Origin of the sequence: Comamonas sp. UBA7840, from assembly GCF_002501455.1 — a bacterium.
Taxonomy (GTDB): domain Bacteria; phylum Pseudomonadota; class Gammaproteobacteria; order Burkholderiales; family Burkholderiaceae_C; genus Comamonas; species Comamonas jiangduensis.
In genome coordinates this window covers 20,697-40,459 of record NZ_DLTI01000012.1, presented here as the reverse complement: position 1 = coordinate 40,459, position 19,763 = coordinate 20,697, and the positions used below count along the sequence as shown (strand labels likewise).

Genomic DNA, 19,763 nt, shown 5'->3' with positions numbered 1-19,763 from the left:
TGCTGGCGTCAGGTCTCTTGGGGGTGTGTCAGCAGAGTTTGGGGGCTGGCATAAAATTGACCTCCCCATGACTTAAGGTGCGCCCACAGCGCCCAACCCGGTCTAAATCCATGAATGCACCGATTGCGCAGGCAGCGCTGGTGAACCGCGCTGCCGAACCCGCCCGTCTCCGTGAGATCCCCTATAACTACACCTCGTTTTCCGACAAGGAAATCGTGATCCGTTTACTGGGCACCTCTGCATGGAGTGTGCTCAACCAATTGCGACAAGAGCGTCAGACCGGGCGATCTGCCCGCATGCTCTACGAAGTGTTGGGCGATATGTGGGTGGTGCAGCGCAACCCCTACCTGCAAGACGACCTCCTGCACAACCCGGATCGCCGCAAGCTGCTGGTGGAGGCCTTGCAGCACCGCATGGCGGAAGTGCAAAAGCGCCGCCTGCCCCAGGACGATGCACACCGCGACGCCCTGGTGGGCGAGCTGATTGAGGCCGCCAACCGCGCGGTGCGCGAGTTCGACCGCATGTTTGTGGAAGCAGCAGATTTGCGCCAGCGTGTGCGCAAGACGCTGGGCAAACTCACCCACAAAGACAACATCAAGTTTGATGGCCTCTCGCGTGTCAGCCACGTGACCGACGCCACGGACTGGCGCGTGGAATACCCCTTTGTGGTGCTGACGCCCGACACCGAAGCCGAGATGGCGCGGCTGGTCAAGGGTTGTATTGAGTTGGAGTTGACCATCATTCCTCGTGGAGGCGGCACGGGCTATACCGGCGGCGCCATTCCGCTGACATGGCGCTCGGTGGTCATCAACACCGAAAAACTGCAAGCCATTACCGAAGTGGAACAAGTCACGCTGCCCGGTGTGAACCACCCCGTGCCTACGGTGTGGACCGAAGCCGGTGTGGTTACCCAGCGCGTGGCCGATGCGGCCGAGCGCGCGGGCTTTGTGTTCGCGGTGGACCCCACCTCGATCGAGGCGTCCTGCATTGGTGGCAATATCGCCATGAATGCGGGTGGCAAAAAAGCCGTGCTCTGGGGCACCGCCTTGGATAACCTGGCCAGCTGGCGCATGGTGACCCCCGATGCGGAGTGGCTGGAGGTGGTGCGCATTGGCCACAACCTCGGCAAGATCCATGACGCGGAAATGGCCAGCTTTGAGCTGCGTTATTTCGCAGCCGACGGCAAAACGCCGTTGCGCACGGAGCGGCTGGATATTCCAGGCCAAAAATTCCGCAAGGAAGGCTTGGGCAAGGACGTGACCGACAAATTCCTGTCGGGCCTGCCCGGTGTGCAAAAAGAAGGTACGGACGGCCTGATCACCAGCGCGCGCTGGATTGTGCACCGCATGCCCGAGCACACCCGCACAGTGTGTCTGGAGTTCTTTGGCCACGCCAAGGATGCGGTGCCTTCGATCGTGGAAATCAAGGACTACATGTTCGAGGAGCAAAAGCGCTCGGGCGTGTTGCTGGCCGGTCTGGAGCATCTGGATGACCGCTATTTGAAGGCCGTGGGCTACGCCACCAAATCCAAAAAAGGCAATGGTGGCCTGCCCAAAATGGTGCTGGTCGGTGACATCGTGGGAGATGACGCCGACGAAGTGGCGCGCGTGACCAGTGAAGTGGTGCGCATTGCCAACTCGCGCAGCGGTGAAGGCTTTGTGGCCATCAGCGCCGAAGCCCGTAAAAAGTTCTGGCTGGATCGCAAGCGCACGGCAGCGATTTCGCGCCACACCAACGCTTTCAAGATCAATGAAGACGTGGTGATTCCGCTGCCCCGCATGGCGGAGTACACCGATGGCATTGAGCGCATCAACATTGAGCTGAGCCTGCGCAACAAGCTCAAGCTGTGTGATGCGCTGCTGAATTTCTTTGAAAACAGCAACCTGCCATTGGGCAAGCAAGACTACGCCAAGGACATTCCTTCGGCCGAGTTGCTGGAAGACCGTGTGCACCATGCCGTGGCGCTGGTGCAAGAAGTGCGTGACCAGTGGGCAGCATGGCTGGCCGATGTGGATGTCTTGTTCCCTCAGTTGCAAGACCACAGCCTGCGTGCCAGCTGGAAGACACAGATCCGCAAGCCGCTGGAGCAAATTTTCAGTGGTGAGGCGTTTGATGCCATCTTGGCGGAAGTGGTGCAAATTCACCAGCGCGTGCTCAAGGGCCGCGTGTGGGTGGCGCTGCACATGCACGCCGGTGACGGGAATGTGCACACCAACATCCCCGTCAACTCCGACGACTATGACATGCTGCAGACCGCGCACGAAGCCGTGGCGCGCATCATGGTGCTGGCGCGCAGCCTGGACGGCGTGATCTCGGGCGAGCACGGCATTGGTATCACCAAGCTGGAGTTCTTGACCGATGAAGAGCTGCAGCCCTTTGCCGATTACAAGCAGCGCGTGGACCCGCAAGGCCGCTTTAACCGCGGCAAGCTGATCCGCGAAAAGAACGGGCTGGTGCCTGCCGAGTCGCCCCGCGACGCGCTGATGTACGCCGACTTGACCAATGCCTATACGCCCTCCTTTGGCCTGATGGGGCATGAGTCGCTGATCATGCAGCAGTCCGATATCGGCGCCATTGCTGATTCGGTCAAGGACTGCCTGCGCTGTGGCAAGTGCAAGCCCGTGTGCAACACGCACATTCCCGGCGCGAACATGCTGTACAGCCCGCGCAACAAGATTTTGGCAACCTCGCTGCTGGTGGAAGCCTTCTTGTACGAAGAGCAAACCCGCCGTGGCGTGTCGATCAAGCACTGGCAAGAGTTTGAAGATGTGGCCGACCACTGCACGGTGTGCCACAAGTGCTTCACACCTTGCCCGGTCAAGATCGACTTTGGCGATGTGACCATGAACATGCGCAATCTGCTGCGCAAGATGGACAAAAAGAGCTTCAACATCGGCAACAAAATGGCGATGGCGATGCTCAATGCCACCAACCCGGACACCATCAACGTGCTGCGCAAAGGCATGGTAGGTGTGGGCTTCAAGGCGCAGCGTCTGGCGTCGGATTTGCTGCACGCCGTGGCCAAGCCCCAGATGAAGCGCCCGCCCGCCACCGTGGGCAAGCCGCCCATCAAGGAGCAGGTGATTCACTTCGTGAACAAAAAGCTGCCCGGCGGCCTGCCAACCAAGACTGCGCGCGCGCTGCTGGATATTGAGAACAAGGACTACGTTCCCATCATTCGCAACCCGCAAGCCACCACGGCGGATACTGAGGCAGTGTTCTATTTCCCCGGCTGTGGCTCGGAGCGTCTGTACAGCCAGGTAGGCTTGGCCACGCAGGCCATGCTGTGGCACGCCGGTGTGCAAACCGTGCTGCCGCCCGGCTATCTGTGCTGCGGCTACCCCCAGCGTGGCTCGGGCCAGTACGACGTGGCCGACAAGATGATCACGGACAACCGCGTGCTGTTCCACCGCGTGGCGACCACGTTGAACTACCTGGACATCAAGACCGTGGTGGTGAGCTGCGGTACCTGCTACGACCAGCTGCAGGGCTACCAGTTCGACAAGATCTTCCCCGGCTGCCGCATCATCGACATCCATGAGTACCTGCTGGAAAAGGGCATTACCTTGCCCGGCGCTGCCGATGGCGCGCAAGGCGGTTACCTCTACCACGACCCCTGCCATAGCCCCATGAAGCTGCAAGACCCCATGAAGACCGTGAAGGCCTTGGTGGGCGATGCCACGATCAAGAGCGACCGCTGCTGCGGTGAATCCGGCACGCTGGGCGTCACACGCCCCGACATTTCGACGCAAATCCGCTTCCGCAAGGAAGACGAGCTGCGCCAGGGCGAGGCTGAATTGCGCGCCAATGGCTCGGTCCCTGCCAAGGGCAACGTCAAGATCCTGACCAGCTGCCCCAGCTGCCTGCAAGGCCTGAGCCGTTACGGCAACGACCTGCAAAATGGCCTGCTGGAAGCGGACTACATCGTGGTGGAAATGGCCAAGCAAATCTTGGGCGACAACTGGATGCCCGAGTACGTGCAGCGCGCCAACGCCGGTGGCATTGAGCGGGTGCTGCTGTAATGGCCGCCGATAACGCTGCAGCAGGTTGCGTGCTGTGCCGCGAGGCGGGCGGCCTGCCCGTCTGGCAGGGCGCGCAGTTGCGCGTCATTCGTGCGCAGGAAGAAGGATTTCCCGCCTTCTACCGCGTCATCTGGACGGCGCATGTGGCAGAGCTGTCGGACCTGTCTGAGGCCGATCGCAACACCTGCATGGCCGTGGTGGCTGCGGTGGAGCGCGTGCTGCGCGAGCGTTTGGCACCCACCAAGATCAATCTGGCGGCGCTGGGCAATATGGTGGCGCACCTGCACTGGCACGTGATTGCGCGCTATGACTGGGACAGCCACTTTCCCGCATCGGTCTGGGCAAGCCCCTTGCGTGCGCGTGATTTAGCGCGCGAAGCACAATTGCAGCACGAACTCGCGGCCTGTGATGCAGCCATTGCGCAGGCATTGGCAGGCTGGGCTTAACAAATATGAGCGGCTTGCGCTGACTAAATAAGCGTTTCAGATAGTTTTGATGCTGAAGTTGGCTATTTACAAGCGCTGGCAGCTATGGTTTATATAGGTAGCACCATGGCAGATATGCCTCTTCCCCAATCGCTGACTGTGCATGCCGCTTCGCGGGTGCTGGAGGTTGGCTATTCCGATGGCAAAAACTTTCGCCTGCCTTTTGAGCTGATGCGCGTGTACTCGCCTTCGGCAGAAGTACAAGGCCACGGCCCCGGGCAGGAAGTGCTGCAAACCGGCAAGCGCGACGTGACCATCGCCAACATCGAGCAAGTGGGCAACTACGCCATCAAGCCGTTTTTCAGCGATGGCCATGAAAGCGGCCTGTTTACCTGGAACTACCTGTACGAACTGGGCGAGCAGCAAGACCAGCTGTGGGCCGCCTATTTGGCGCGCCTGGAAGCTGCAGGCGTCGACCGCGACACGCCCATGCCCGAAAAAGCAGGTGACAGCTGCGGCACTGGCGGCGGTTGTGGCTCGGGCAGCGCGGCAGCGCCTGCCAGCGGTGGTGGTTGCGGCAGCGGCTCTTGTGGTTGCAGCAGCTAACGCCAACCATTCTGTGTGGCGCAGGCGCGCACCAATCTCCTGCGCAGGTTGGGTGTTTTTTCTCAGCTTGTGCGGATGGTTTGATGCACCACAGTCACAGGTGAAATCCTCGGGTTTTCAACCTTGGCAGGCTGCGATGCTATATTTACCGTAGCTGGATAGGCAGGCTTTCAAAGCGGTTTACCCGGTACAGAATTTTGATTCAGGCACTGTATGCCCCGTGGTGATACGGGGTTGTCGCTGGTCTCAGCGCAGTGTCCTGCTTACATTTAAAGCTTATGAGCAGCACACACTTTGGATTCCAGACGGTCGACGAAAAAGACAAAGCCAGCCGCGTGCGGGGCGTGTTTGACTCGGTGGCGTCCAAGTACGACGTCATGAACGACCTGATGTCCGGCGGCCTGCACCGCGCCTGGAAGGCCTACACCGTCATGGTGGCCAACCTCAAAGAAGGCGACAAGGTGCTGGATATTGCCGGGGGTACGGGCGATTTGTCCATGGCGTTTTCCAAAAAAGTGGGCGCCACGGGCACCGTGGTGCACACCGATATCAACGAGGCCATGCTGCGCGTGGGCCGTGATCGTCTGACCGACAAGGGCATCTTGCTGCCCACCTTGGTGTGCGACGCGGAGAAGCTGCCTTTCCCCGACAACCACTTCAATCTGGTCAGCGTGGCGTTTGGTTTGCGCAACATGACGCACAAGGAAGTGGCGCTCAAAGAAATGAACCGCGTGCTCAAGCCCGGCGGCAAGCTGCTGGTGCTGGAGTTCTCCAAGGTGGCCAAGCCGCTGGAAAAAGCTTACGACTGGTATTCCTTCAACATCCTGCCCAAGATGGGTTCGATGGTGGCGGGCGACCCCGACAGCTACCGCTATCTGGCGGAATCCATCCGCATGCACCCGGGCCAGGAGGAACTCAAGGCCCTGATGCAGCAGGCGGGCTTTGGCCACGTGGACTATCACAACATGTCAGCCGGCATCGTCGCGCTGCATGTAGGTATCAAGTGCTAAACAGGGAGGAGACCCCCATGCATAGCTTTTTTGCCGGGTTTGGTTAAGTAACAGTTTTTGAAATTCAACGGAGATACAGCGATGAAAAAGGTGTGGGCAGTGACTTTGGCGGCAGCATTGGTCGTCATGCATCCCTTGGCAGAAGCCAAACGCATGGGTGGAGGCGGCTCGTTTGGCAAGCAGTCCAGCAATGTGACACAGCGCCAAGCCACACCACCCGCTGCTCCGCCTGCACGCCCTGCGCAGCAGCAAAATGCGCAGCAGAGCAACGCTGCGGCCAAGCCTGCTACGCCTGCTGCGGCAGCCCCGGCCAAGAAGCCTTGGGGTGCGATGCTCGGCGGTCTGGCGGCGGGTTTGGGCTTGGCTTGGCTGGCCAATTCGCTGGGTTTGGGTGAAGCCTTTGCCAACATGCTGCTGTTTGGTCTGCTGGCGCTGGTAGTGATGGTGGTGATCGGTGCCATCATGCGCGCCCGTGCGAACAAAAAGTCAGCAGCTGCACGTCCTGCCGCTTCGCCTTTCGCTTTCCAGGGTGCAGGCGCGGCTGTGCCCCCTGCGGAAGTCGCCACCCCTCCGCAGTACAAGTCGCACAACGTGGGCAATGACGCCTCGGCCCGCCCTTGGGAGCAAATCCCCGGCGGTACCGGCTCCATGATCGGCTCGGGCATCGGTGCTACGGCAGCCCAGTGGGAGGTGCCTGCAGACTTTGATGCCCAGGGTTTTCTGGATGCCGCCAAGCGCAACTTTGTGACGCTGCAAGCAGCCTGGGACAAGGGCGATATCGCCACCTTGCGCGCGATGATGACCGACGACATGCTGGCTGAAATCAAGCAGCAACTCGAAGAGCGTGAAGCCCAAAGCGCTGGCGCACCCAACCAGACCGATGTGGTCATGATTGACGGCCATTTGCTGGGTATTGAGGATTTGGGAGATTCCTACATGGCCAGTGTGGAATTCTCGGGCCTGATCCGCGAAGAACCCTCGGCGGGCCCCAGCCCCTTCCGTGAAGTGTGGAATATGGCCAAGCCCAAAGACAACTCCAGCGGCTGGTTGGTTGCGGGTTTACAAGCCTTAGGTTAAAAAACTTTCCACTTCAGGAATAATCAGGGGACTATGGCAACACAGTCCCCTTTTTCATTCCTGAACGGTTTAGTGGAGCGCGCGGTCGAAGTCGTGCAACCACCAAGCTGGCTCGTCCACGAAACCCAGCAGCGCGCGGTACTGTTTCTCAACCATGTGTTGATGCAGGAGCGCGAAGCCATGGAGCGCCTGGTGCGCCAAAAGGGGCGCGTGGCCCGCGTCCAATGGCGCAATTTCAACATGGCCTTGGTGGTAACGCCTGCAGGCCTGCTGAATCTGGCGCCGGAGGGTGCGACCCCCGACCTGCAGCTGGAAATCACCGACACCAATCCTTTGGCTTTGGCGCAAGCCGCCTTGACCGGCGGCAAGCCCAATTTGCGCATTGAAGGTGATGTGCAACTGGCGGCGGAGATCAACTGGCTGGTGGACAACGTGGAGTGGGATGTCGAAGAAGACATGGCCCGCATCATGGGGGATGTGCCAGCCCACACGCTGGCCACGCTGGGACGTACTGTGGCGGGCGCGATCCGCCAGTTTGTGGGTGGCCGCATGCCAGCGGGCAGCGCGCAGCAATGAGTCGCTTTTTTCGAGGCTTCACCATCATCTGGGTGGTGCTGCGCTACGGGCTTGATGAGTTGGTGCTTTCCAGCTTTCAACACCCGTGGCTGAACCGTTTGCGCCGGGTGCTGACAATTGGCCGCAAGCTGGAGGCGCCGCGCGGCGTTCGCCTGCGTGAGGCGCTGGAGCAGTTGGGCCCCATCTTTGTGAAGTTTGGCCAGGTGCTGTCTACGCGCAGCGACTTGATGCCCCCCGATGTGGCGCAAGAGCTGGCCAAGCTGCAAGACCGTGTGCCGCCGTTTGATTCGCACATCGCTGTTGCCACGATTGAGCGCAGCTTCCGCAAGCCGATTGACCAGATCTTTGTGCAGTTTGAGCGCACGCCGGTGGCCAGTGCGTCGATTGCCCAGGTGCACTTTGCCACGGTGCGTGATCGCGATGGCTCGGAGCGGGAAGTGGCCGTCAAGGTGCTGCGCCCGGGCATGAAGACGGTGATCGACAAGGATGTGGCCCTCATGTACATGATGGCTGGCTGGGTCGAAAAGCTCTCGCACGAAGCCAAGCGCTTGAAGCCATTGGAGGTGGTCGCGGAGTTTGACAACTACCTGCACGATGAGCTGGATCTGATCCGCGAAGCCTCCAACGCGGCGCAGTTGCGCCGCAACATGGAAGGGCTGGATTTGGTGCTGATTCCAGAAATCTTCTGGGATTACTGCCACACCGAGGTGATGGTGATGGAGCGCATGCAAGGCGTGCCCATCAGCCAGGTGGAGCAGTTGCGTGAGGCGGGGGTAGATATCCCGCAGCTGGCGCGTGACGGCGTGACGCTGTTTTTCACCCAGGTGTTCCGCGATGGCTTTTTCCACGCCGACATGCACCCGGGCAACATCATGGTGAGCCTGGAGCCAAAGACTTTCGGGCGCTACATCTCGCTGGACTTTGGCATTGTGGGTACGCTCACGGAGTTTGACAAAGAGTACCTGGCGCAGAACTTCCTGGCGTTCTTTCGCCGCGACTACAAGCGCGTAGCCGCCTTGCACATCGAAAGTGGCTGGGTGCCTGCGACCACGCGTGTGGAAGAGCTGGAGGCGGCCATCCGTGCCGTGTGCGAGCCGTACTTTGACCGTCCGCTGGCCGAGATTTCGCTGGGCATGGTGCTGATGCGCCTGTTCCAGACCTCGCGCCGTTTCCAGGTTGAGATTCAGCCGCAACTGGTGCTGCTGCAAAAAACACTGCTGAACATTGAAGGGCTGGGTCGCCAACTCGACCCTAACCTGGATTTGTGGAGCACGGCCAAGCCATTCCTGGAAAAGTGGATGCTGGAACAAATGGGGCCGCAGCGCTTTTGGCGCGAGTTGCAGGCCGAGGCGCCCCGCTACGCCAAGCTCATCCCCGAGCTGCCGCGCCTGGTCTACGGCTATTTGCAGCAAAAAAATGGCCCTGACCAGCAATTGGTACAGGAATTGCTGAAAGAGCAGCGGCGCACCAACCGTCTGCTGCAGGGCTTGGTTTACGGAGGCCTGGGGTTTGTACTGGGCATGCTGTCCATGCAAGTCCTTACGAGAGTTCGGGTTTTTTAACGCTGGCTCTGCATGGTGCTTGCTGCGTAAGCAAGTGCTTATCTGCAAATAAAGAGAGCGCCTAGCGCTTGTGTTTAAAGGCTTTGAGGGTGATATCTATCTCAAAGCTTTATGACTCAAGCGCAAGGCGCTCTTTTTTATTTGTGGCCGCAAGCAGACAAGCTGCGTTTTTTTCTCGAAAGGGTCGCGAGACATGCCCATAATCGCGCCTCAAAAATTTTCTACAACCTCTTACCTTTTCCGGGGGAACAGCCACCATGCTGATTACCTTTATCGCCGCGTACCTGTTGGTGTCGATTGGCATTGGCCTTTATGCAGCGCGCCGTGTGAGCAACACGGCGGACTATGCGGTGGCAGGGCGCAATTTGCCGTTGTACATCGTGGTGGCTACCACGTTCGCGACCTGGTTTGGTTCGGAGTTGGTGCTGGGGGTGTCGGCCGTGTTCGTGCAAGACGGCCTTGGCGGGGTGGTGGAAGACCCGTTTGGCGCGGGCATGTGCCTGATCTTGGTGGGCCTGTTTTTTGCCTACAAGCTCTACAAAAAGAACCTCATCACCATTGGTGACTACTACCGCCTGCGTTACGGCGAGAGCGTTGAGTTGTTGTGCTCGGTCATCATCATCTTCAGCTATCTGGGCTGGGTGGCGGCACAGGTTACGGCGCTGGGGCTGGTGTTCAACCTGCTGACAGACGGCGCACTGAGCATGGTGCAGGGCATGGTGCTGGGCACGCTGATTGTGCTGGTGTACACCTTGTTTGGCGGCATGTGGTCGGTGGCGGTGACCGATTTGGTGCAGATGATTGTGATTTGCGCAGGCTTGGTGGCGATTGCCATCTTTGCCGGCGATCTGGCTGGCGGTGCCGACAAAGTGATCGACTACGCGGTGGCTGAAGGCAAGATGCAATTTTTGCCCGTGGAAGCCGACGCCAAAACATGGCTGTTTTTCTTTGCGGCAGCCATCACCATGATGCTGGGCTCCATCCCGCAGCAAGACGTGTTTCAGCGCGTCATGTCGTCCAAAAACGAAAGCGTCGCGCGTTTGGGGCCCATCATTGGCGGCAGCTTGTACATCGTGTTCGCCTTCATCCCCATGTTTGTGGTGACGGCGGCGGTGCTGGTCATGCCCGAGGCGACCGCAGCACTGATGGAGGAAGACCCCCAGAAGATTTTGCCTACGCTGGTGATGCAGCACATGCCCGTGGCGCTGCAAATTGCCTTCTTTGGCGCGTTGCTCTCGGCCATCATGTCGACCGCATCGGCCACCATGCTGGCGCCCTCGACCTCGTTTGTGGAGAACGTGCTGCGCAACCTCAAGCCCGGCATGAGCGATGCGCAAACCCTCAAGGCCATGCGTGTGACCGTGGTGGTGTTCACCGTCTGCGTGCTGGTGTATGCCATCAGCATGCAAGACAGCTCCATCTATGAAATGGTCGCGGGTGCCTACCAGGTGCCGCTGGTGGGGGCCTTTGTGCCGCTGGTGTGCGGTTTGTACTGGAAGCGTGCCACCACACAAGGTGCTTTGCTGGCCGTGGCGCTGGGCTTGGGCGTGTGGCTGACCTTTATCTTCATGCCCGGCTGGGCCGAGCTCTTTCCGCAACAATTGGCCGGTTTGATTGGCGCATTCACCGGTATGGTGTTTGGCTCACTGGCCCCGCAGTACATCGCCAACCAGCAAGACGAGGTGGTGCATTACCAAGGCAGCAAGACGGAATAAAAACCGCTGGTTGCAAGCGGATCCAAGGGCGCTCAGGCGCCCTTGGTGCGCTGTGGGGCATGCATTGTTGGCGGCAGGGCATTGCCCAATCCCACTTTGGGCGACACAAAGCACGGCCGCCTATAATTGAGGGTTTTTGCGAATTCTCTGTTTTTGGCCTTTGGCCTGATGACCTGAAGCTATGCCGATTTATGCGTACAAGTGTGCCGCCTGTGGCCACGCCAAAGATGTGCTGCAAAAGATGTCTGATGCAGCGTTGACCGACTGCCCAGCCTGCGGCGCCGCTGCGTTTGCCAAGCAATTGACCGCACCGGGCTTTCAACTCAAGGGCACGGGCTGGTATGCCACAGACTTCAAGGGGGGCTCCAGCGGCACCCCAGCAACTGCGGCGGCGCCCGCGTGTGATGCGGGCGGCAGCGCCTGCGCCGCGGCAGGCTGCCCCGCAGCGGCGGAGGCTTGAAGCACCCCATGTCTGCTCTGCGTAAATGGCTGTTCACCGGCTTGCTGGTTATCGTCCCGGGCGTGATTACGGTCTGGGTGCTGCACTGGATCATCAGCACACTGGATCAAACCCTGTATCTGTTGCCCGCAGATTGGCAGCCCGATCACTTGCTGGGCATGCACATTCCGGGGTTCGGCGTCATCCTGACCTTGGTGGTGCTGCTGTCCATTGGTGCCATTGCCAGCAATTTTGTAGGCCGCAAGTTGGTGTCTTGGGGCGATGCCGTCATCACCCGCATACCGGTGGTACGCTCGATTTATTCCAGCGTGAAGCAGGTGTCGGACACCGTGTTTTCCGACAACGGCAATGCGTTTCGCACTGCCGTGTTGGTGCAGTGGCCGCGTGAAGGCGTGTGGACGGTGGCCTTCATCACCGGCAACCCTGCGGGCGAGGTGGCCAGCTACCTGCGTGACGAGTTTGTGAGCGTGTTTGTGCCCACTACGCCCAATCCGACAGGCGGTTACTTTGTGCTGATGCGCAAGAGTGACTGTGTGGAACTTGAAATGAGCGTGGACGCTGCGCTCAAGTACATCGTCTCGATGGGTGTGGTGGTGCCGCCGCCATTGCCCCTGCCGGACGAAGAACGATAAACAACCCAAACAAGCGCGTCCCCTGAGGCGCAGGAAGATAGACCATGGCCATGCGCTCTGAATATTGCGGTCTTGTGACCGAAGCCCTGATGGGCGAAACCGTTACCCTGTGCGGTTGGGTGAATCGTCGCCGTGACCACGGTGGCGTGATCTTTATTGACCTGCGCGACCGCGAAGGCTATGTGCAGGTGGTGTGCGACCCGGACCGCCCCGAGATGTTCAAGGTGGCCGAGGACATTCGCAACGAGTTCTGTGTGCAGGTCAAGGGCATCGTGCGTGCACGCCCCGCCGGCACCACCAACGACAAGCTCAAGAGCGGCCAAATTGAAGTGCTGTGCCACGAGTTGAACGTGCTGAACGCCGCGGTGACGCCTCCCTTCCAGGTGGACGACGAGAACCTGTCCGAAAATGTGCGCCTGACCAACCGCGTGATGGACCTGCGCCGCCCCGTGATGCAGCGCAACCTGATGCTGCGCTACAAGACCTCCATCCAGGTGCGTAACTTCCTGGACAAGCTGGGCTTCATCGACATCGAAACCCCCATGCTGGGCAAGTCCACGCCCGAAGGCGCCCGGGACTACCTGGTGCCCTCGCGCGTGCACGATGGTCAGTTCTTCGCGCTGCCCCAGTCGCCCCAGTTGTACAAGCAGATGCTGATGGTCTCGGGCTTTGACCGCTACTACCAGATCACCAAGTGCTTCCGCGACGAAGACCTGCGCGCTGACCGTCAGCCTGAATTCACGCAGATCGACTGCGAAACTTCGTTCCTGAACGAAGAAGAAATCCGCGCCATCTTCCAGCAGATGATCACCGAGGTGTTCAAGCAGCAGTTGGGCGTGGACCTGGGCGAGTTCCCCATCATGACGTACCAGGATGCGGCCTTCCGCTTTGGTTCGGACAAGCCCGACCTGCGCGTCAAGCTGGAGTTCACCGAGCTGACCGACGTGATGGCTGACGTGGACTTCAAGGTGTTCTCTACCCCCGCCACCACCAAGGGTGGCCGCGTGGTGGCCCTGCGCGTGCCCGGTGGTGCCCAGATTTCGCGTGGCGAAATCGATGGTTACACCGAGTTCGTGAAGATCTACGGTGCCAAGGGCCTGGCGTGGATCAAGGTCAACGAAGTGGCCAAGGGCCGTGACGGTCTGCAGTCGCCCATCGTGAAGAACCTGCACGATGCCGCGATTGCAGAAATCTTGAAGCGCACCGGCGCGCAAGATGGTGACCTGATTTTCTTTGGTGCCGACAAGGGCAAGATCGTCAACGACGCCATCGGCGCGCTGCGCCTGAAGATCGGCCACAGCGAATTCGGCAAGAAGAGCGGCCTGTTCGAAGACAAGTGGGCGCCACTCTGGGTGGTGGACTTCCCGATGTTCGAACACGACGAAGAAGAAGACCGCTGGGTGGCCGTGCACCACCCCTTCACCTCGCCCAAGGATGGCCACGAAGAACTCATGGCGACCGACCCCGGCAAGTGCATTGCCAAGGCCTACGACATGGTCTTGAACGGCTGGGAACTGGGCGGCGGCTCGGTGCGTATCCACCGTGCTGACGTGCAGGCCAAGGTATTCGAAGCGCTGAATATCACCCCCGAGCAGCAGCGCGCCAAGTTTGGCTACCTGCTGGACGCGCTGCAGTACGGCGCGCCTCCCCACGGTGGTCTGGCCTTCGGTCTGGACCGTCTGATCACGCTGATGACAGGCTCCGAGTCGATCCGCGACGTGATCGCCTTCCCCAAGACCCAGCGTGCGCAAGACCTGCTGACCCAGGCGCCTTCGCCGGTCGACGAGAAGCAGTTGCGCGAGTTGCACATCCGCCTGCGCAACCCCGATGCGGTCAAGGCATCGTAAATCGATTGCTCTTGCATTCATAGCTTCTAACGTTTGATAGATAAGCGTTAGAAGCTAAAAAGACCAAAAGCCTTTGCGGCAACGCAAAGGCTTTTTTCGTGTTGCCGTCATGCTTTGGTGTGAAGATGAACGGTATGAATGCTCCGTGCCACGGCCTGCCTTACAAAATCCCCCAGTCGGTGCTGGTCGTGATTTACACCGCCACGTGGCAGGTGTTGTTGCTGCAACGCACCCAGGGTGACGGACTGGGTGGCATGTTTTGGCAGTCGGTGACGGGCAGCAAGGAGGTGCAGGACGAAGCGTGGCACCAAGCGGCTGCCCGCGAGGTGTGGGAGGAGACGGGTATTGATGTGCAGGCACCGGGCTGCCAGCTGCAGGATTGGGAACTGGAGAACCGCTACCCGATCTATCCCCAATGGCTGCACCGCTACGCACCAGGGGTGTGCATGAACACCGAGCGGGTGTTTGGGCTTCGGGTGCCGTCCTACGTTGAAGTCACCTTGAATCCGCAAGAGCACACCGCATTTGCTTGGCATGCTTGGCGCGAAGCAGCAGATCGCTGTTATGCGCCTTCGAATGCCGAAGCCATTCTTCACTTGCCTGCTTTTCTTTCAGCATGACGTCTGAGCCACTGTTTCCACTTGCTGCCACAGCAACCACCGAGTCCGGGCTGATCGTGCCTGCGGATACGGGGATTTTGCGCGTCGCCACCTACAACATCCACAAGGGGGTACAGGGCCTGGGGCCAACGCGGCGGCTAGAGATTCACAACCTGGGGCTGGCGGTAGAGCAACTGGATGCAGACATTGTGTGTCTGCAAGAAGTGCGCAAGATGAACCGCCGCGAGGCCAACTATTTCGAGAACTGGCCCCAGGTGGGGCAGGCCGAGTACCTGGCCCCGGAGGGCTACGAAGCCATTTACCGCACCAACGCCTTCACCAAAGATGGCGAGCATGGCAACGCCCTGCTGTCGCGCTGGCCGGTGCGCGATGTGAATCACCTGGATGTGTCGGATCACCGCTTTGAGCAGCGCGGTTTGCTGCATGCGGAGGTGATGTTTCAAGGCCGTTCGGTGCATACCGTGGTCGTGCATTTGGGGCTGATTGCGGGCAGCCGGGTGCGCCAAATTCAACAGTTGCACCAGTTCATTGAGCGCGAAGTGCCGCCCGGTGCACCGGTGGTGGTGGCGGGCGACTTTAACGATTGGGGCAATCACATCAAACGCATGCTGGCGGGTTTTGGCATGTATGAATACGATGGCGACAGCAGCACCTTCACCTACCCCTCACGCCTGCCGTTGGCGCAGCTGGACCATGTGTACGTGCGTGGCCTGGAGCCGATGAGCTTGCAGGTGCCGCAAGGCCGTATTTGGTGGCGCATGTCGGACCACCTGCCGTTGATTGCAGAGTTCAAACTCTGAGCGGCAGCACAATCCCATAGCGTCTGTCGGCCCGCTGATTCACTGTTACCATGCCGCCCATGTTTCAAGATTTGGTTGCAGCTTCTGCCCAACAGCCTGCGGTGCAAGACCCGCAAGGCACCCCCGTCTCCGTCAAAATCCGCGAGCGGGTGCAGGCGGCTGGGCGCAGTTTTCACGCGAATGACAATATTGCGGAATTCATCGAGCCCGGTGAGCTAGAGCTCTTGCTCGACGAGGTGGAAAGCAAGATGCAGGGCGTGCTCGACAGCATGGTGATTGACACCGTGAACGACCACAACAGCCAGGCCACTGCACGCCGCGTTGCCAAGATGTACCTGAAGGAAGTGTTTGCGGGGCGCTACCACAAGCAGCCTGCCATCACCGAGTTCCCCAACGGCAAGAACCTCAATGAGCTGATGATTGTGGGCCCCATCACGGTGCGTTCAGCCTGCAGCCACCACCTGTGCCCGGTCATGGGCAAGGTGTGGATTGGGGTGATGCCCAACAAAAACACCAATGTGATCGGCCTGTCTAAATACGCGCGCTTGGTCGATTGGGTGTTGGGGCGCCCCCAGATTCAGGAAGAGGCCATCATCCAGTTGGCCGACCTGATTATGGAAAAAACCCGACCTGATGGCCTTGCAGTTGTCATGGAGTGCTCACATTTTTGCATGTCTTGGCGCGGCGTTCGTGAAAAAGATAGCAAGATGCTCAACTCTGTCATGCGGGGCGCCTTCCTCAAAGATCCCACGCTGCGCCGTGAGTTCCTGGCCTTGATCCCCGGGCGCAAGGCCGATTGAAGTTGTCCTCCCTTGCATCCCCAGGCTGCGCGTTGCGCAGCCTTTTTTGTGGCTGAGTTGCTGGCATGTCGCTCCAAGCATTTGCACTGATTGTGTTGGCAGGCCTGATCCACGCCGGGTGGAACATTGCCGCCAAAAAAGCCGGGGGCGATGCGCGCTTTGCCTTCTTTTCCTCGGCCTTGCTCATCGTCGTGTGGGCACCGCTGGCGTGGTGGGTGGGTCATGACGTGGTGCCGCACTGGGGCTGGCAGCCGTGGGCCTTGGTGGCAGCCAGCGGGGTGTTGCACCTGTTTTATTACGTGATTTTGCTGCGTGGCTACCGCCATGCCGATCTGACGGTGGTGTACCCGCTGGCGCGTGGCAGTGGCCCGTTGATGAGCTCTTTGTTTGCGATTGTGGTGCTGGGCGAAGCCATCTCCCAACTGGGTGTGCTGGGGATTGTGGGCGTGGTGCTGGGGGTGTTTTTGATTGCGGGCGGCCCCGGGCTGTTTCTCCAGCGCCGTGACGCGGCTGCGCAGCAGCGCCTGTACCACGGGCTGCTGTATGGCGTGGTGACGGGGATCTTTATTGCGGGCTACACCGTGGTGGACGGCTACGGCGTGAAGGTGCTGCTGCTGTCGCCCATCCTGATCGACTACCTGGGCAGCTGTTTGCGCGTGGTGCTGCTGGCGCCTGTGGTGTTGCGCAATCTGCCAGAGGCCCGTTCGCTGTGGACGGTGCAGTGGCGCTGGGCGCTGCTGGTGGCCGTGGTCAGCCCGATTGCCTATGTACTGGTGCTGTTTGCCATGCAAAGCGCGCCGATTTCGCATGTGGCGCCGGCACGCGAGGTGTCCATGCTGTTTGCGGCGTTGATTGGTGGGCATTTGCTCAAAGAGGGTGACCGCATGGTGCGCATTGGCGGGGCCATCCTGATTGCGCTGGGCGTGACGGCCTTGGCCATCGGCTAAAGTGGGCGCCATGCAAAGCTTGAATGTGCGAAATGGTGGCCTTGCCGTTGCGTTGCTTGTGGGTGCCTTGTCGGCGGGCGCGGCGCCCGCGCCGTGGTTTTGGTGGGCCAGCAAGCTCGATGGGCAGCGCGTGTGCGCACAGTTCATGCCTGCGCAAGGGTGGCGCAAGGCCGAGGGGCCGTTTCACAATGCGCAGTGTCTGCCGGGGCGCGGGGTGCTACAGCCGCGCTGAAAAGCGGGCTGCCGCCGTCGCCGTGCGGCATTCCTCCAGCCCCGCTGCATATGCTGCATGCGGGGCTTTGTTTTTGGCGCACTGTGGCGTCGCCAGCAGGCACTGGTGATGCGGCGAGCGTGCACGCACAATCGGAGCTTGTTGTGTGTTGCAAAGAGATGATCCGATGCCTGCTGTAGATGCTTTGCTGGCTTTTTTTGGGGTGGCGGTGCTGTTGGCACTCAGCCCCGGGCCCGATAACTTGTTTGTTCTGGTGCAGGCCGTACAGCGAGGCTGGCGTGTGGGTATGTGCGTGGTGCTGGGGCTGTGCCTGGGCATTGTGGTGCACACCACCGCGGTGGCGCTGGGGCTGGCGGCGGTGTTTGCGGCTTCCAGTGCGGCGTTCACGGTGCTGAAGTGGTGCGGCGCGGCCTATTTGGCATGGCTGGCGTGGGGCGCATTGCGGGCGCCAGCGAGCACCAGCGCGGCGCCGCAGGTTGCAGGCCAGCTGCCACCGCTGCCGTGGCGCGAGGCGCTGCGCATGGTGGGCCGCGGGGTGGTGATGAATTTGACCAACCCCAAGGTGCTGATTTTCTTTCTGGCCTTTTTGCCGCAGTTTGCCGACCCGGCGCGCGGCAGTGTGGCGCTGCAAATCATCTGCTTTGGTTGGGTGTTTGTGCTGGCAACCTTCTTGGTGTTTGGCGCGATTGCCTGTTTTTCAGGGGCTTTTGGCGGCTTGCTGCTGCGCTCTGCACGCGGGCAGTGGTGGCTGAACCGGCTGGCGGGGCTGGTGTTTCTGGGGCTGGCCGTGCGACTGGTTACGGTGCAGAAGTGATGATTTTTAAAAAAGAATATCTTTTGGTGCACATAAATAAAGGACTTCAGATAGTTAAGTATCTGAAATCCTTGTTTGGTAAGCGCAAGGTGCTATGGTCTTTGAGGTGCCTAGTTTTTGTCTGACCAGTGCATGGCCGACAAATCGTTCACAAAAATCGGCATGTCTTTCCACAGGCCGCGCAGGTTTTTGTTGGCAATCGTCACCCACTGGGGCTGGTACAAAAAGCCGTGCACGGCGTCATTGGCCAGCAGGCGCTGGGCCTCACCCAGCAAGCGTGCGCGGTCGGTGGGTTTGGGCGTGTGCTTGATCTTCTCAAACAGATCGCGGAACTCTTGCGAGTCATAAGCCCAGTAGTAATCGGGCTTGGCAAAGTTGCCCAGATCAAAAGGCTCGACGTGGCTGATCATGGTCAGGTCGTACTGCTTGTTGCCGTAGGTGCCCGACAGCCACTGTGCCCATTCCACGTTCTGCAGCTTGACTTCAATGCCCACCTTGGCCAGTTGGGCTGCAATGATTTCGCCGCCCTGGCGCGCATACGGGGCCGGGGGCAGGGTCATCGTCAGCTTCAGCGGCAGTGGCACGCCCGCTTCTTTGAGCAAGGCCTTGGCTTTGTCGATGTTGTGCGGGTTGATGCCGGTGGTGTCCACATAGCCAAACGCGCCGGGCACATAGTGGCTGCCAATGGGCACGCCATAGCCCTCGGCAGCGCCTTCGATGATGGCCTTGCGGTCAATGGCAGCCGCGATGGCCTTGCGCACACGCACATCGTTCAACGGTTTCTTGCCGTTGTTGATGGCCAAAATGGTTTTGGCGCGTGAGCCGCTGATGATGACTTGAAAGCGCGGGTTCTTCTCAAACTGCGGCACGCTGCGCGGTGTGGCGCGCGGGAAGGCATCCACATCGTCGGCCAGCAAGGCGGCCACTTGGGCGGCCGCGTCGGGAATGAAGCGGAACGTTGCGCGCTTGATGCGGATCTTGCCCGCATCGCGGTACTGCGGCCATGCCACGAGGGTGACGGACGCGCCTTTTTGCCATTGCGCCAGCTTGTACGGGCCGGTGCCGACCGGTTTGCTGGTGTTGGTGGCAGCGCTCTTGGGCTCGACGATGATGGAGGTGCCTTGGCCCAGCACGAACAAGAAGTCCGGGTCGATGTCTTCGGTGATCAGCTCGACGGTGTAGTCGTCAATCACCCGCACCGACAAATTGGCAAATGTGCGCTTGTCTTTGTTGGTGCTTTTGTCACCGCCCGCACGCTCGAACGAAAACTTCACGGTGTGCGCATTGAAGGGCTCACCGTTTTGGAATTGCACGCCCTTGCGCAGGCGCAGGGTGTAGGTTTTGAGGTCGCTGGAGACTTCCCAGCTCTCGGCCAGCAGGGGGGAGACGCTGCCATCCGGGTTGATCTTGGTGAGCGTCTCAAAGATGTTGTATTGCGTGATCTCCGAAATCGAGGAAGCGGCGCTGGCGGTGGGGTCCAGCATCGGAGGCTCCAGCGTCAAGGCCAGTGTCACCGTGTCTTTTTTGGCTGGCTGCGCAAACGTTGGCAAGGGCACCAGCGTGGTCAAGCCTGCAAAGGCGCCAGATGCCAGCAAGCTGCGGCGTTGGATCATGATGG

At 60.0% G+C, this 19,763-nt stretch carries 18 protein-coding genes; 17 read left to right on the top strand and 1 reads right to left on the bottom strand.

Features of this window, described 5'->3' with window-relative positions:
- Nucleotides 1-110: 110 nt before the first annotated feature.
- The 17 genes from B3R00_RS02395 (at nt 111) to B3R00_RS02315 (ending at nt 18,145) form a co-directional block, all read left to right on the top strand.
- Nucleotides 111-4,022, top strand: coding sequence for an FAD/FMN-binding oxidoreductase (locus B3R00_RS02395; protein WP_286997222.1), 3,912 nt, complete (start codon nt 111-113; stop codon nt 4,020-4,022).
- Nucleotides 4,022-4,468 (top strand): HIT family protein, encoded by a 447-nt coding sequence (locus B3R00_RS02390; RefSeq protein ID WP_174862996.1) that lies wholly within the window; start codon nt 4,022-4,024, stop codon nt 4,466-4,468. The genes B3R00_RS02395 and B3R00_RS02390 overlap by 1 nt, the downstream gene beginning before the upstream one ends.
- Nucleotides 4,469-4,573: 105 nt before the next feature.
- Complete coding sequence (locus tag B3R00_RS02385) at nt 4,574-5,053, top strand: DUF971 domain-containing protein (protein ID WP_286997220.1); 480 nt, start codon at nt 4,574-4,576, stop codon at nt 5,051-5,053.
- 278 nt (nt 5,054-5,331) lie between these two features.
- Nucleotides 5,332-6,063: a bifunctional demethylmenaquinone methyltransferase/2-methoxy-6-polyprenyl-1,4-benzoquinol methylase UbiE gene (ubiE, locus tag B3R00_RS02380; RefSeq protein WP_286997219.1), complete on the top strand. Its 732-nt coding sequence runs from the start codon at nt 5,332-5,334 to the stop codon at nt 6,061-6,063.
- A gap of 81 nt (nt 6,064-6,144) precedes the next feature.
- Complete coding sequence (locus B3R00_RS02375; protein WP_286997217.1) at nt 6,145-7,140, top strand: Tim44 domain-containing protein; 996 nt, start codon at nt 6,145-6,147, stop codon at nt 7,138-7,140.
- Between the two features lie 33 nt (nt 7,141-7,173).
- Nucleotides 7,174-7,716 (top strand): SCP2 sterol-binding domain-containing protein, encoded by a 543-nt coding sequence (locus B3R00_RS02370; RefSeq protein WP_174863000.1) that lies wholly within the window; start codon nt 7,174-7,176, stop codon nt 7,714-7,716.
- Nucleotides 7,713-9,278: a ubiquinone biosynthesis regulatory protein kinase UbiB gene (gene ubiB, locus B3R00_RS02365; protein ID WP_286997215.1), complete on the top strand. Its 1,566-nt coding sequence runs from the start codon at nt 7,713-7,715 to the stop codon at nt 9,276-9,278. Before B3R00_RS02370 ends, ubiB begins: the two co-directional genes overlap by 4 nt.
- A 257-nt stretch (nt 9,279-9,535) precedes the next feature.
- A complete protein-coding gene (locus B3R00_RS02360) occupies nt 9,536-10,993 on the top strand; it encodes a sodium:solute symporter family protein (RefSeq protein ID WP_219163769.1) in 1,458 nt (485 codons plus the stop codon).
- A 181-nt stretch (nt 10,994-11,174) separates the two neighbouring features.
- Nucleotides 11,175-11,453, top strand: coding sequence for an FmdB family zinc ribbon protein (locus tag B3R00_RS02355; protein ID WP_286997214.1), 279 nt, complete (start codon nt 11,175-11,177; stop codon nt 11,451-11,453).
- An 8-nt stretch (nt 11,454-11,461) separates the two neighbouring features.
- A complete protein-coding gene (locus B3R00_RS02350) occupies nt 11,462-12,085 on the top strand; it encodes a DUF502 domain-containing protein (RefSeq protein ID WP_174862462.1) in 624 nt (207 codons plus the stop codon).
- Between the two features lie 44 nt (nt 12,086-12,129).
- Nucleotides 12,130-13,932: an aspartate--tRNA ligase gene (gene aspS, locus B3R00_RS02345; RefSeq protein WP_286997213.1), complete on the top strand. Its 1,803-nt coding sequence runs from the start codon at nt 12,130-12,132 to the stop codon at nt 13,930-13,932.
- A 134-nt stretch (nt 13,933-14,066) separates the two neighbouring features.
- Nucleotides 14,067-14,552, top strand: a complete 486-nt coding sequence (gene nudB, locus B3R00_RS02340) for a dihydroneopterin triphosphate diphosphatase (protein WP_286997212.1) — start codon at nt 14,067-14,069, stop codon at nt 14,550-14,552.
- Nucleotides 14,549-15,352, top strand: a complete 804-nt coding sequence (locus tag B3R00_RS02335) for an endonuclease/exonuclease/phosphatase family protein (RefSeq protein ID WP_286997210.1) — start codon at nt 14,549-14,551, stop codon at nt 15,350-15,352. The genes nudB and B3R00_RS02335 overlap by 4 nt, the downstream gene beginning before the upstream one ends.
- A 59-nt stretch (nt 15,353-15,411) precedes the next feature.
- Complete coding sequence (folE, locus tag B3R00_RS02330; protein WP_246253977.1) at nt 15,412-16,152, top strand: GTP cyclohydrolase I; 741 nt, start codon at nt 15,412-15,414, stop codon at nt 16,150-16,152.
- Between the two features lie 65 nt (nt 16,153-16,217).
- On the top strand, nt 16,218-17,099 hold the full coding sequence (locus B3R00_RS02325) for an EamA family transporter (RefSeq protein WP_286997205.1): 882 nt from the start codon (nt 16,218-16,220) through the stop codon (nt 17,097-17,099).
- 10 nt (nt 17,100-17,109) lie between these two features.
- Complete coding sequence (locus B3R00_RS02320) at nt 17,110-17,331, top strand: hypothetical protein (RefSeq protein ID WP_174862466.1); 222 nt, start codon at nt 17,110-17,112, stop codon at nt 17,329-17,331.
- A gap of 166 nt (nt 17,332-17,497) precedes the next feature.
- Entirely contained in the window at nt 17,498-18,145 is a 648-nt protein-coding gene (locus B3R00_RS02315) for a LysE family translocator (protein WP_286997204.1), read from the top strand.
- Nucleotides 18,146-18,255: 110 nt separating this feature from the next.
- On the opposite strand, the gene B3R00_RS02310 is transcribed toward B3R00_RS02315, so the two are convergent.
- On the bottom strand, nt 18,256-19,758 hold the full coding sequence (locus B3R00_RS02310) for an ABC transporter substrate-binding protein (protein WP_286997203.1): 1,503 nt from the start codon (nt 19,756-19,758) through the stop codon (nt 18,256-18,258).
- Nucleotides 19,759-19,763 lie beyond the last annotated feature (5 nt).